The organism is Phaeovulum vinaykumarii (genome assembly GCF_900156695.1).
Classification (GTDB): domain Bacteria; phylum Pseudomonadota; class Alphaproteobacteria; order Rhodobacterales; family Rhodobacteraceae; genus Bieblia_A; species Bieblia_A vinaykumarii.
Window position 1 is genome coordinate 126,700 of the sequence record NZ_FTOM01000003.1, and the last position, 12,306, is coordinate 139,005.

Below are 12,306 nucleotides of genomic sequence, written 5' to 3' on the forward strand. Positions count from 1 at the left end.
GGATCACACCCCGCTCGCCGGAATGCCCGACCGCTCGACCGGGCGCGGCGCAGTCAGCGCCTTCCAGGTCGACAGCGCCCGGCCCACGGCTTCCTCGCCGGGCTTGCGCGCCACGAAGCGGCCATGGCCTTCCTGCGTGCAGACCTTGCCCTCGGCCACCGACACCAGGCCGCGGCTCAGCGTATAGCGCGGCAGGCCCTTGACCTCCTTGCCCTCGAAGACGTTGTAGTCGATCCCCGATTGCTGACTCGTGGCGGAGATGGTCTTGCGCGCCTCCGGGTCCCAGACCACGAGGTCGGCATCCGCCCCCACCAGGACCGCGCCCTTGGTCGGATACATGTTCAGGATCTTGGCGATATTGGTCGAGGTCACGGCAACAAACTCGTTCATCGTCAGCCGCCCGGTGCCCACGCCATAGGTCCACAGCATCGGCATCCGGTCCTCGAGCCCGCCGGTCCCGTTCGGGATCTTGGTGAAATCGCCCACGCCATAGCGCTTCTGTTCGGTGCTGAAGGCGCAATGGTCGGTGGCCACGCAGGACAGCGTCCCCCCCGACAGCCCGGCCCACAGGCTGTCCTGGTGCTTCTTGTTGCGGAAGGGCGGGCTCATCACGCGGCGCGCGGCATGGTCCCAGTCCTTGTCGAAATACTCGCTCTCGTCCAGCGTCAGATGCTGGATCAGCGGCTCACCCCAGACGCGCTTGCCGTTCATCCGCGCGCGCCGGATCGCCTCATGCGCCTCCTCGCAGGAGGTATGCACGACATAGAGCGGCACCCCCGCCATGTCGGCGATCATGATCGCGCGGTTGGTGGCCTCGCCCTCGACCTGCGAGGGGCGCGAATAGGCATGCGCCTCGGGCCCGGTGTTGCCCTCGGCCAGAAGCCGCGCCGACAGCTCGGCCACGACATCGCCGTTCTCGGCATGCACCATCGGAATGGCGCCCAGATCGGCACAGCGACGGAAGCTGGCGAACAGCTCGTCGTCATTGACCATCAGCGCGCCCTTGTAGGCCATGAAATGCTTGAAGGTGGTGATGCCGCGCCCGACCACCTCGGCCATCTCGTCAAAGACCTGCTCGCCCCACCAGGTGATCGCCATGTGGAAGGAATAGTCGCAATTGGCGCGGGTGGACTTGTTGTCCCACATCTTGAGCGCATCCATCAGCCCCTGACCGGGCGACGGCAGCGCGAAATCGACCACCATCGTGGTCCCGCCCGCCAGCGCCGCACGCGTGCCGATCTCGAAATCATCGCTGGAATAGGTGCCCATGAAGGGCATCTCCAGATGCGTATGCGGGTCGATGCCCCCCGGCATCACATAGCAGCCCGTGGCGTCCAGCACCTCGTCGCCGACAAGCCCCGTCCCGATCGCCGCAATGCGGCCGTCCTCGATCAGCACATCCGCCTTGTAGGTCAGATCGGCGGTGACGATGGTTCCGTTCCTGATAACCGTGCTCATGTGGTGTTCTCCTGTCACCGAACGCATGCGGGCGCCTCTTCACGCCGTCCGCGCCGCGTCCGCGCCTCTTCGATCTCGCCTGGCGCCCACCGCGCGTGGTCCGCCGATAGTGTCGACCAGAACCGCCGTGCCCGTCAAACCGGGACGCGCCACCCCGGCCCTTGAACGCTCGGCCTTCGAGCTGGCCCAAATATCCTCGGGGGGTCCGGGGGGCAGACAGCCCCCCGGCCGCGCCTCATGCGACCACTTCGGCCGTTTCCAGAACCGCATGGAACAGCACATCCGTCCCGGCCGCGGCCCAGGCGGGGGTGATGTCCTCGGCCTCGTTGTGCGACAGCCCGTCGACGCAGGGACACATCACCATCGTCGCCGGCGCCACGCGGGCCGCCCAGCAGGCATCGTGCCCCGCCCCCGACACGATGTCCATGTGCCCATAACCCAGCTTCTCGGCCGCGCGCCGCACCGCCCCCACCAGCGCGGGGTCAAAGGTCACCGGATCGAAATGGCCCACCGCCTCGACCGCGCACTCCACCTTCAGCGCGGCGCAGATCTCGGCCGCGCGCGCCTCGATCTCGGCGCGCATCCCGTCCAGCTTGGCCTGATCGGGGCTGCGGATATCGACGGTGAAGACCACCGTCCCCGGCAGCACGTTGCGCGAATTGGGGCTGAAGCGCATCTGGCCCACGCCGCCCACGGCATCGGGCTGGGCGGCCATCGCCACCTCCTGCACCATCTCCATGATCCGCGCCATCGCCAGCCCGGCATTGACCCGCATCGGCATCGGCGTCGAGCCGGTATGCGCCTCCTTGCCGGTCAGCGTGAATTCAAGCCACCACAGACCCTGGCAATGGGTGACGACGCCGATCTCCTTGTTCTCGGCCTCGAGGATCGGCCCCTGCTCGATATGCAACTCGTAATAGGCATGCATCTTGCGCGCGCCCACCTCCTCGTCGCCGACCCAGCCGATCCGCGCCAGCTCGGCGCCGAATTTCAGCCCCTCGCCGTCCTCGCGGTCATAGGCATACTCGAGCGTATGCACCCCGGCAAAGACCCCCGAGGCCAGCATCGCCGGCGCAAAGCGCGCGCCTTCCTCGTTGGTCCAGTTGGTGACCACGATCGGATGGCGGGTGCGGATGCCCAGATCGTTCATCGTCCGCACCACCTCGAGCGCGCCCAGCACGCCCAGCACCCCGTCGAACTTGCCGCCCGTGGGCTGGGTGTCGAGATGGCTGCCCACATAGACCGGCAGCGCCTCGGGGTCGGTGCCCGGACGGGTGGCAAACATCGTGCCCATGCGGTCGACGCCCATGCTCATGCCGGCGGCCTCGCACCAGCGCTGGAACAGCGCGCGGCCCTCGGCATCGGCATCGGTCACGGTCTGGCGGTTGCAGCCCCCCGCGATGCCGGGTCCGATCCGCGCCATCTCCATCAGGCTGTCCCAGAGACGTGCGGAATTGATCCGGGTATTGGCCCCGAGTTCGGTCATGGCGTTCTCCCTGTCGGTGGGCCGCTCCCGGCCTCTTGCGACTGTCGTTTGCACCCAGAGGATCAGTTCTGACCATCTGGTCAAATGCGAGAGAGCCACGCCCCCGCCCCGCCCGTCAACGAAAAATGCCGGACCGGACCGGGCCGGCCGCACACCTGCGGCGCGGGCTTCGCGGCTGCCTGCTGCATCGGTCCCATTGAATGCCCCGTGCCCAGAATTCAGGCAACACGAAAAGATCACGCACGATCACGCAAGGCGGCGCAGGCGCGACTCGGGGCCCCCGAGGCCCCACCGCGCAGATCCGCCACGTGCGCGGGTGTCACGGAAAAGGGCGCCCCCGCGGGCGCCCCTGTCGGTCGTCTCATCCATGCTGCCGCCCCCCCCGCGGCCCCGGCTCTGCAATGGGGCGCAGGGGCGCGGGCGGCGTCTCAGCGGCCGAAATCCTCGGGCGTGATGACGCCATCGCCGTTGCGGTCGCGGCGCTGGAAGAACCCTTGCGTGCCGCGCAGGAATTCATCGCGCGAGAGCTTGCCGTCGCGGTTGCCGTCCAGAACCGAGGGCCGGTCGAACATCTGCATGTCCTGGGCAAAGACCCCGCCGCGCCCCGCGCCGCGCTGTCCGCGGCCCTGCGGCGCGGCCTGCATCCGGCCCTGTCCCTGACCCGGCCCCATGCCTCGGCCCTGTCCCATGCCACGGCCCTGCCCCATACCGCGCCCCTGGCCCTGACCGGGGCCCATGCCGCGCGGCTGGTCGGCGCCGGCCATGCCCTGCATCCGGCCCTGTCCTTGGCCCATGCCCTGTCCTTGGCCCATGCCCTGTCCTTGGCTCATGCCGCGCCCCTGGCCCATGCCACGGCCCTGACCCATGGCGCGGCCCTGCATCAGCGGCGTATCGGGACGGGCGCTCTCGCGCATGGCATTGCGCATGTCGTTCAGGGATTTCAGCTCCGCATCCGAGAAGACACCGTCGCCGTCGGCGTCGAACATCTCGAAGACATCGGCGCGGCGGCTGCGGGCCTCGGCCGGGGTCACCTTGCCGTCGCCATCGGCGTCCCATTGCTCGAAGAAGGTCTGCCCGCGCGTGGTGTTCTGCGCCAGACCCGGCCCGGCACCGATCCCCAGCGCAACCGCAAGGGCCAGCGAGATCGAAACGTTCATCTTGGGCATGACGTGCCCTCCCTGTCGTGAACCTGGCGCCCTGAAGTGACGCCGCTAAAGTGACGTTTGGGAAACGAAACGGCCCGCGATTTCCGTCGCGGGCCGTTCCTCATGTTCAGGCGGGAGACATCGCTCAGCCGGCTTGTTGTGCGGCCAGCTCGTCCCAGCAGGCCAGCGCATGGCCGGCATACATCAGCCCCGGACCGCCCGACATCTGGACCGCCATGGCCAGCACGTCGCCCAGTTCCTCGCGGGTGGCACCGGCCTTCATCAGCGCCTCGACGTGGAAGTTGATGCAGGGCTCGCAGCGGGTCGCCAGCGCCATGCCCAGGGCCACGAATTCCTTTTCCTTGACCGACAGGACGCCGCCTTCCTTGACGGCCTTGGACAGCGCGCCGAAGCCCTTGGTCTGTTCGGGGCAGAGCTTGTAGAGCTCGCGCAGCTCGGTGCGCATGTCGTCGATCTTGGTCTTGTAGGTCATTCGACTTCTCCTTGCATGCCGGGGGGAGGACCGGCTTCATATTCGCAGGCTTGAATTATTGTCGGAAGCGGCCGGGTGCAAGGGCTGCGACCGTTTCGCCGTCAAGTTCGGACGGGCGGCCCGCCATCAGATCGGCCAGAAGCGCCGAGGCCCCCGGCGCGGTCTGGAAGCCATAGCCCCCCTGCCCGGCGCACCACACGAAGGACGGGTCGGTCGGGTCGGGCCCGATCACCAGCACCCGGTCGGGCGCGAAGGTGCGCAGACCCGCCCAATTGGCCAGAAGCCGCGTCACCGGCTCGGTCACCATCTCCTCGTAGCGCGCCAGCCCCTCGGCCAGCACCATGTCGTCGGCCCAGGCGTCATGCGGCTCGGCCGGGTCCTGATCGGCCGGCGACACGATCAGCGCTCCGGCATCGGGCTTGCAATGCCAGGTCTCGCCGACATTGAGCGTCATCGGCCAGGTCGAGACGTCATGCCCGCCGGGGGCCGGAATGCGCGCCATCGACCGGCGCAGCGGCGTGAAGCCCAGGGGGGCCACCCCCGCCATCTGCGCGATCCGGTCCACCCAGGCACCCGCGGCATTGACCAGGATGCGCCCCTCGAAGACGCCCTTGGGCGTGGTGACGGCCCAGCCTTGCAGGCTGCGCCGGATGCCTTGCACCGGGGTCGCGGTATAGACGGCGGCGCCGTGGTTGCGCGCCTCGCGCAGGAAATCGGCCATCAGCCGGTCGGTGTCGATATCGAAGGCATGGGTGGCATAGCCCGCGCGCGCCACCATCTCGGGGCGCAGGATCGGCAGGATCGTGCGCGCCTCGTCGCGGCTGATCTCGGGCAGTTCCATCTGCGCCATCTCGGCCTCGAAGGCCTCGGCCTCGGCGCCGGGGCGGGCCACGACCATGATCCCGCGCGGGGTCAGGTAACCGCCGTTGTGGCGGGCGTGGTAATCCTCGGAGGCAAAGGACAATTCGACCACCGGGCGCTTGCCGTAGCGGGGTTCGAACAGCGCCGCCGAGCGGCCCGAGGCGTGATAGCCGAGGCTCTGCTCGGTCTCGAGAAGGGCGACGCGCCCCAGGGGCGCCAGCCGCGCCGCGGCGGAGATGCCGGCGACGCCGCCGCCGATGATGAGGAAATCGTTCTGCATGAGCGTAGTTCTGACACGAGGGGCGCGCGGGTGAAAGGGGGCGGTGCGCGGCAATGGAGGTTCCCGCCCCGTCTGCGACGTCGGCGCGCAGAAACCGGAAACGGGGCGACCGGAAATGGTGTGGCGGCTCAGCCACCGCCGCCGGCGGCCACGAACGGGGCCGGATGGCGGGGGACACCGCTTCGGGATACCGCCAGGGCGGCCAGCGCGGGACGTCTCATGTTCGCTCTCCTGGGTCGTTCTCCCGCAAGGGGGCCGGGTGCAGGATTGTTCGGGCGCGGCCGCGTCACAACCTCTGATGGCAGGGGGCGGCCTTGCGCGAAACGCATGACACCGATCGAAAGGATTGCATCGTGCACGGGGCTGCGCTTCACTGCGCTGCCCAGCCCGGAGATCCCATGTTCACACTCGACGAACTCGAAGCGGCGCTGGATCTGGTCCATGCCCAGGTGCCGCCCACGCCCCAGATCCACTGGCCGCAGCTGGGCGCCGATCTGGGCGCCGAGGTCTGGGTCAAGCACGAGAACGCCGCCCCCACCGGCGCCTTCAAGGTGCGCGGCGGTGTCACTCTGATCGACTGGCTGCGCCGCACCCATCCCGACTGCCCCGGCATCATCACCGCCACGCGCGGCAACCACGGCCAGTCGCAGGCGCGCGCGGCGGTGGCGGCGGGCCTGCGCGCGGTGGTCTATGTGCCGCACGGCAATTCGGTCGAGAAGAACGCCGCGATGCGGGCCTTCGGGGCGGAGCTGCGCGAGCACGGCCCCGATTTCGACACCGCCCGCGAGGAGGCGATGCGCGTCGCCGCGGCCGAGGGCCTCTATGCCGTGCCGCCCTTTCACCCCGAGCTGGTGCGGGGCGTTGCGACCTATGCGCTCGAGCTGTTCCGCGCCGCGCCGCCCCTTGACCGGGTCTATGTGCCGATCGGCTGCGGCTCGGGCATCTGCGGGGTGATCGCGGCGCGCGATGCGCTGGGCCTTGCCACCGAGATCGTGGGGGTGGTGGCCGAGGGCGCACCGGGGGCGGCGCTGTCCTTCGCCGCGGGCCATGTGGTCGAGACCGGGCCTGCGCACACCTTCGCCGACGGGCTGGCCGTGCGCGTGCCGGTGCCCGAGGCGCTGGCGATCTACGGGGCGGGGGCGGCGCGCGTTCTCACCGTGTCGGATGACCAGATCGCGGCGGCGATCCGTGCGCTCTTCTCGGGCATCCATGCCGTGGCCGAGGGCGCGGGCGCGGCCGCCTACGCGGGCCTTCTGGCCGAGGCCGAGATCAACCGCGGCAAGCGGCTGGGGGTGATCGTGTCGGGGGGCAACATCGACAGCCCCTGGATGGCGACGCTTCTGTCGGGGGGCATCCCCACGCCGGGCTGAGGCCCCGGCGCGCGCCGGCAGCCCCGGCATGGAGCGGGGACATCTGGGGACATGGCCGTTTGGGGGGGCTTGCATCCGGGCAGGCGAAGGCGGCATTCTGGGGGCTCTTCCTCCCCGGGCCCCGACGATGATCCGCTATTCCCTGCGCTGCGACCGCAACCACGCTTTCGACAGCTGGTTCCAGTCCGCCGAAGCCTATGAAAAGCTTGCCGCTGCCGGCCTTGTCAGCTGCGCGATCTGCGGCAGCACGCAGGTCGAGAAAACCTTGATGGCGCCGGCCGTCCGCCCCGCGCGCCGCACCCCCGCGCGGCCCGATGCGTCCCAGTCCGATGCGTCCCAGCCCGACACGTCCCCCGCAGGCGCCGCGCCCGGCGCCACAGCGCCCGCCCCTTCGGCAACCGCGGCCCGCCCCCTCGCCCGCCCCTCCGGCGAGATCGAGGAAAAGCTCCGCGCCCTGCGCGCCGAGATCGAGGCCAGCACCGATGATGTCGGCACCGCCTTCGCCCGCGAGGCCCGCGCCATGCACGAAGGCCGCACCCCCGAACGCGCCATCCGCGGCGTGGCCCGCCTCGACGAAGCCCGCCAGCTCCTCGAAGACGGCATCCCGGTCCTGCCGCTGCCCTTCATCCCCACGCGCAAGACCAACTGATCCGCGGGGATTGCGGGGGAAGGCAACCGCGCGCCCCGCCGGCCTCCGACATTCCCGCCGCTTGCCCCCCCCCCGTGCCCCCGACGCCCCGACGGGGCGGCGGCGCGGGCCGCGGCCCCTCGATGGGGCCAAGGCCCGCTCCTCCCCTCCAGACACCCCGGCACACCCCCGTCGCCCGCCACCACGGCCCTTGCTCCCGCGCGCCCCCTCGCCTAAAACCGCGCCAAACCGCATCCGCCGACAGGAGTCCCGCATGCTCGACCATCTCGCCTTCAGCGCCCCCGAGCCCAAGCGCATCGCCGGCGCGCGCGAGGATTGGGAACTGGTGATCGGCCTCGAGGTCCACGCCCAGGTCGCCTCGAACGCCAAGCTCTTCTCGGGCGCCTCCACCACCTTCGGCGCCGAGCCCAATTCCAACGTCGCCTTCGTCGATGCCGCCATGCCCGGCATGCTGCCCGTCATCAACGAATTCTGCGTGGCCCAGGCGGTGCGCACGGGGCTTGGCCTCAAGGCCGGGATCAACCTGCGCTCGGCCTTCGACCGCAAGAACTACTTCTACCCCGACTTGCCGCAGGGCTATCAGATCAGCCAGCTTTATCACCCCATCGTCGGCGAAGGGGAAATCATCGTCGACATGGGGCCGGGCGTGGCGCGGCGCGTGCGCATCGAACGCATCCACCTCGAACAGGACGCCGGCAAGTCGATCCACGACATGGACCCCAACATGTCCTTCGTGGACCTCAACCGCACGGGCGTCGCGCTGATGGAGATCGTCTCGCGCCCCGACATCCGCGGCCCCGAGGAAGCCGCCGCCTATGTCGCCAAGCTGCGCCAGATCCTGCGCTATCTGGGCACCTGCGACGGCAACATGCAAAACGGCAACCTGCGCGCCGACGTCAACGTCTCGATCTGCCGCCCCGGCGATTACGAGAAATTCATCGAGACCGGCGACGCCTCGGTCCTGGGCACGCGCTGCGAGATCAAGAACATGAACTCGATGCGCTTCATCCAGCAGGCCATCGAATACGAGGCGCGCCGCCAGATCGCCATCGTCGAGGACGGCGGCAAGGTCGATCAGGAAACCCGCCTCTACGACCCCGACAAGGGCGAGACGCGCTCGATGCGCTCCAAGGAAGAGGCGCATGACTACCGCTACTTCCCCTGCCCCGACCTGCTGCCGCTGGAAATCGAACAGGCCTGGGTCGACGACATCGCCGCCACCATGCCCGAGCTGCCCGACGCCAAGAAGGCCCGCTTCGTCAAGGATCTGGGCCTGTCGGAATACGACGCCTCGGTGCTGACCGCCGAGGTCGAGAACGCCGATTACTTCGAGGCGGTCGTGGCCGTCTGCGCCGACGGCAAGCTGGCCGCGAACTGGGTCATCAACGAATTGTTCGGCCGGCTCAAGAAGGAAGGCCACGAGATCGGCGCAAGCCCGGTCAGCCCGGCGCAGCTGGGCGGGATCGTGAAGCTGATCAAGTCGGGCGACATCTCGGGCAAGATCGCCAAGGATCTGTTCGAGATCGTCTATACCGAAGGCGGCGACCCGGCCGAGATCGTCGAGGCGCGCGGCATGAAACAGGTCACCGACCTCGGCGCGATCGAGACCGCAGTCGACGAGATCATCGCCGCCAACCCCGCCCAGGTCGAGAAGGCCAAGCAGAACCCCAAGCTGGCCGGCTGGTTCGTGGGCCAGGTGCTCAAGGCCTCGGGCGGCAAGGCCAACCCGGCCGCCGTCAACGAGATCGTGGCGAAGAAACTCGGCCTCTAAGGCAACCGCCGCGCAAGACAGGGCGCGCCCCGCCGGGCGCGCCTTTCACGTTTCAGCGGCGCTTTGGCCCCCCGTCATCTTCTGATAGCGCCGCACGATCTGGTGCAAACGGGTCCCCCTCCCACGTCCGCGCCCGGCGCGCCCTTCCAGCGCCGCGTCCATCTCCGCCAGCTTCGTCTCGAGCAGCGCCATCAGCAGAAGATCGGCCGAGGCCGGGTCAAGCGTCAGCCGATCCCCGCTTTGCTCAAGATACGCGTTGAAGTCCCGAACGGAGTGCACCAGCGCGTCCGGATCACAGCCCGAGACCGCGTTTTCAGCTCCGCCGCGCGGGTAATCCCCAGATCACGCAGCATGTCGAAGACCTGCTCGGATTCCCTTGAAATATCGGTCATCTTCCCGCCCAGCAAACCGCGCGACCGGGCGATGAAATCATGCACATCGTGGAACGGCTGGGTTTCGCCCTGCGCGCGCCGATGATCCAGCGCCTTGAGAAGCGAAGAGATTTCCAGATCCCCCTGCCGCACCGTCCGGCCCAGTTGCTCCAGATAATGACATTCATCTTTCGAAGGATCCCCGTCCTTCTTGTAGCCGATGTCATGTTCGATCTCGTTCCAGACATGGGCCATCATGGTGCAGACCTGGACCTCACAGCTGATATCGCCCAGATTGTCATAAAGCCGGATCTCGAGGTCCTTATCGGACAATTTCACCTGAACATGCGTCGCGCGATAATAGTTCGCGGGATCGTTCCGGTTCTTGTCCTTTGCGTCCGGGGCGCCGACCAGTTCGAATTTCCCTTGCAGCGCCGCCACGATCCGCGCGCAATCCTCATGCTGATAGGCCGCGATACGAACGCCCGCCAGGTCACTGATCTGGTGGAATATATCGTCCACGTCCGAAAAGCTCTTCTCCCCCGCCGCGTGAAAACGCCGTAGCTTTCCCTCCAGCGATTTCTCGCTCTTGACGCGCCCGGTGACCTGCGCGCGGATCGCATTCGCGTCACAGATGTCTTCGCGGCAGATCTGGGCCACGCGGTCGGCCAATTTCACATAGCGGTCGCGTTCGCGGCGAAAGCGCGCAACCGCCAGGTCAATGAGGTTTTCGTCGAACGCCATGAAACGTCGCCCTCCAAGATCACCCGATGCCGGAGGCCAACGAAAAACGCGGCCCCTGCCTTTCAGCAGACGCCGCGTCTTGTGGTCGTGTCAACACCGCCCTTCACCGCGAAGGGGCGCGATCAGAGGAAGGCGTCGGGCACGGCGGCCTTCTTCTGCGCGACATAGGCGTCAAGCGCCTCGAGGATGCCGGGGTCGATCGGCGGCGCCTCATAGGCCCCCAGCAGCTTTTTCACCCGCGCCGTGGCCAGGGTGACGGTGTCGCGCGCGCCCTCTTCCTCCCAGGTTTCGAAGGGCTTGTAATCCAGCAGTTCGGTCCGCCAGAAGGCCTCCTTGAAATGGGCCTGGGTATGCGCGCAGCCCAGGAAATGCCCCCCCGGCCCCACTTCGCGCAGCGCGTCCATCGCCTGCGCCGAGGCCGACATGTCCACCCCCGCCGCCAGCCGGTGCAGCGTGCCCAGCTGGTCGGCATCCATCACGAATTTCTCGTAGGAGGCCACAAGCCCCCCCTCGAGCCAGCCCGCGGCATGGAGCATGAAGTTCACCCCCGCCAGAAGCCCGATGTTGAGGGTGTTGGCGGTCTCGTAGGCGGCCTGCGCATCGGGCAGTTTCGAGCCGCAGAACGACCCCGCCGAGCGATAGGGCAGCCCCATGCGCCGCGCCAGCTGCCCCGCGCCCAGCGTGATCTGCGCGGCCTCCGGCGTGCCGAAGGTGGGCGCGCCCGAGTTCATGTCGATCGAGGTGACGAAGGTGCCGAAGATCACCGGCGCACCGGCGCGGATCAACTGGCTGTAGGCCACGCCCACCATCACCTCGGCCAGAACCTGCGTCAGCGTGCCGGCCACCGAAACCGGCGCCATCGCACCGCCGACGATGAAGGGCGACACGATACAGGCCTGCCCGGCCGCGGCATAGACCTCGAGCGCGCCCATCATCGTGGCGTCAAAGGTCAGCGGCGAGTTGATGTTGACCAGCGAGGTCAGAACCGTGTTCTGATCGACGAAATCCGCCCCGAACAGGATCTTCGACATCTCGACGCTGTCGGCCGCGCGCGAGGGTTCGGTGACCGAGCCCATGTAGGGCTTGTCCGACAGCGTCATATGCGCATGCAGCATGTCGAGGTGGCGCTTGTTGACGGCCACGTCGGTGGGCTCGCAGACCGTGCCGCCCGAATGGTGCAGCCACTTGGACATCTGGCCCAGCTTGACGAAATTGCGGAAGTCCTCGATCCGGGCATAGCGGCGCCCGCCTTCGATGTCGCGCACGAAGGGCGGGCCGTAGACCGGCGCCAGCACCAGGTTGCGCCCGCCGATGGTCACGTTCCGGTCGGGGTTGCGGGCGTGCTGGACAAAGCTGGCGGGCGCGGTGGCGCAGAGCTGGCGCACCAGACCGCGCGGAAAGCGCACGCGCTCGCCCAGCACATCGGCCCCGGCCTGGCGCCAGCGTTCCAGCGCCGCGGGGTTTTCCACGAAATTGACGCCGATTTCCTCGAGCAGGGTCTCGGCATTGGCCTCGATGATGGCCAGCGCCTCCTCGTTCAGGATCTCGAGGTTGGGGATGTTGCGCTCGATGAAGCGGACCAGTTCGACCTTGGTCGCGCGCCGCTCGGCCCGACGCGCCGCCCCGCCCCCGCCGCGGCCACGCCGCCCCGGTGCCGTCTGTTCCATCCCGCTCTCTC

Annotated in this window: 11 protein-coding genes; 3 read left to right on the forward strand and 8 right to left on the reverse strand. The window is 68.5% G+C overall.

The window, feature by feature from the left end; translation table 11 throughout:
• Positions 1-3: 3 nt before the first annotated feature.
• The 5 genes from hydA to BW949_RS08685 form a co-directional block, all read right to left on the reverse strand.
• The gene (gene hydA / locus BW949_RS08665) at positions 4-1,458 is read right to left on the reverse strand and encodes a dihydropyrimidinase (RefSeq protein WP_076365158.1); all 1,455 of its coding nucleotides are present in this window, start codon (positions 1,456-1,458) and stop codon (positions 4-6) included.
• A 235-nt stretch (positions 1,459-1,693) separates the two neighbouring features.
• Entirely contained in the window at positions 1,694-2,944 is a 1,251-nt protein-coding gene (locus BW949_RS08670; RefSeq protein ID WP_076365160.1) for a Zn-dependent hydrolase, read from the reverse strand.
• Positions 2,945-3,372: 428 nt separating this feature from the next.
• Positions 3,373-4,110 (reverse strand): EF-hand domain-containing protein, encoded by a 738-nt coding sequence (locus BW949_RS08675; RefSeq protein ID WP_076365162.1) that lies wholly within the window; start codon positions 4,108-4,110, stop codon positions 3,373-3,375.
• Between the two features lie 124 nt (positions 4,111-4,234).
• Positions 4,235-4,582, reverse strand: a complete 348-nt coding sequence (locus BW949_RS08680) for a carboxymuconolactone decarboxylase family protein (RefSeq protein WP_076365164.1) — start codon at positions 4,580-4,582, stop codon at positions 4,235-4,237.
• Positions 4,583-4,637: 55 nt separating this feature from the next.
• Positions 4,638-5,723: an NAD(P)/FAD-dependent oxidoreductase gene (locus BW949_RS08685; protein ID WP_076365166.1), complete on the reverse strand. Its 1,086-nt coding sequence runs from the start codon at positions 5,721-5,723 to the stop codon at positions 4,638-4,640.
• Positions 5,724-6,121: 398 nt separating this feature from the next.
• On the opposite strand from BW949_RS08685, the gene BW949_RS08690 reads away from it, so the two are divergent.
• The 3 genes from BW949_RS08690 to gatB all read left to right on the forward strand — a co-directional run bounded on the left by BW949_RS08690 (position 6,122) and on the right by gatB (position 9,513).
• Positions 6,122-7,093, forward strand: a complete 972-nt coding sequence (locus BW949_RS08690; protein WP_076365168.1) for a threonine dehydratase — start codon at positions 6,122-6,124, stop codon at positions 7,091-7,093.
• Between the two features lie 127 nt (positions 7,094-7,220).
• Entirely contained in the window at positions 7,221-7,742 is a 522-nt protein-coding gene (locus BW949_RS08695) for a DUF1178 family protein (RefSeq protein ID WP_076365170.1), read from the forward strand.
• A gap of 253 nt (positions 7,743-7,995) precedes the next feature.
• Complete coding sequence (gene gatB / locus BW949_RS08700; RefSeq protein ID WP_076365172.1) at positions 7,996-9,513, forward strand: Asp-tRNA(Asn)/Glu-tRNA(Gln) amidotransferase subunit GatB; 1,518 nt, start codon at positions 7,996-7,998, stop codon at positions 9,511-9,513.
• 45 nt (positions 9,514-9,558) lie between these two features.
• Here gatB and BW949_RS17035 read toward each other — a convergent pair whose 3' ends face one another.
• The 3 genes from BW949_RS17035 to BW949_RS08710 form a co-directional block, all read right to left on the reverse strand.
• Positions 9,559-9,705, reverse strand: coding sequence for a hypothetical protein (locus BW949_RS17035; RefSeq protein ID WP_159440056.1), 147 nt, complete (start codon positions 9,703-9,705; stop codon positions 9,559-9,561).
• Positions 9,706-9,737: 32 nt separating this feature from the next.
• Positions 9,738-10,628, reverse strand: a complete 891-nt coding sequence (locus BW949_RS08705) for a GTP pyrophosphokinase (protein ID WP_076365175.1) — start codon at positions 10,626-10,628, stop codon at positions 9,738-9,740.
• 122 nt (positions 10,629-10,750) lie between these two features.
• Positions 10,751-12,295: a trimethylamine methyltransferase family protein gene (locus tag BW949_RS08710; protein ID WP_083947675.1), complete on the reverse strand. Its 1,545-nt coding sequence runs from the start codon at positions 12,293-12,295 to the stop codon at positions 10,751-10,753.
• Positions 12,296-12,306: the final 11 nt, after the last annotated feature.

What these genes read in the sequence shown, in the direction of transcription:
- hydA (WP_076365158.1), bottom strand. Translation starts at nt 1,458, where the DNA reads ATGAGCACGGTTATCAGGAACGGAACCATCGTCACCGCCGATCTGACC.
- BW949_RS08670 (WP_076365160.1), bottom strand. Translation starts at nt 2,944, where the DNA reads ATGACCGAACTCGGGGCCAATACCCGGATCAATTCCGCACGTCTCTGG.
- BW949_RS08675 (WP_076365162.1), bottom strand. Translation starts at nt 4,110, where the DNA reads ATGCCCAAGATGAACGTTTCGATCTCGCTGGCCCTTGCGGTTGCGCTG.
- BW949_RS08680 (WP_076365164.1), bottom strand. Translation starts at nt 4,582, where the DNA reads ATGACCTACAAGACCAAGATCGACGACATGCGCACCGAGCTGCGCGAG.
- BW949_RS08685 (WP_076365166.1), bottom strand. Translation starts at nt 5,723, where the DNA reads ATGCAGAACGATTTCCTCATCATCGGCGGCGGCGTCGCCGGCATCTCC.
- BW949_RS08690 (WP_076365168.1), top strand. Translation starts at nt 6,122, where the DNA reads ATGTTCACACTCGACGAACTCGAAGCGGCGCTGGATCTGGTCCATGCC.
- BW949_RS08695 (WP_076365170.1), top strand. Translation starts at nt 7,221, where the DNA reads ATGATCCGCTATTCCCTGCGCTGCGACCGCAACCACGCTTTCGACAGC.
- gatB (WP_076365172.1), top strand. Translation starts at nt 7,996, where the DNA reads ATGCTCGACCATCTCGCCTTCAGCGCCCCCGAGCCCAAGCGCATCGCC.
- BW949_RS17035 (WP_159440056.1), bottom strand. Translation starts at nt 9,705, where the DNA reads ATGGCGCTGCTCGAGACGAAGCTGGCGGAGATGGACGCGGCGCTGGAA.
- BW949_RS08705 (WP_076365175.1), bottom strand. Translation starts at nt 10,628, where the DNA reads ATGGCGTTCGACGAAAACCTCATTGACCTGGCGGTTGCGCGCTTTCGC.
- BW949_RS08710 (WP_083947675.1), bottom strand. Translation starts at nt 12,295, where the DNA reads ATGGAACAGACGGCACCGGGGCGGCGTGGCCGCGGCGGGGGCGGGGCG.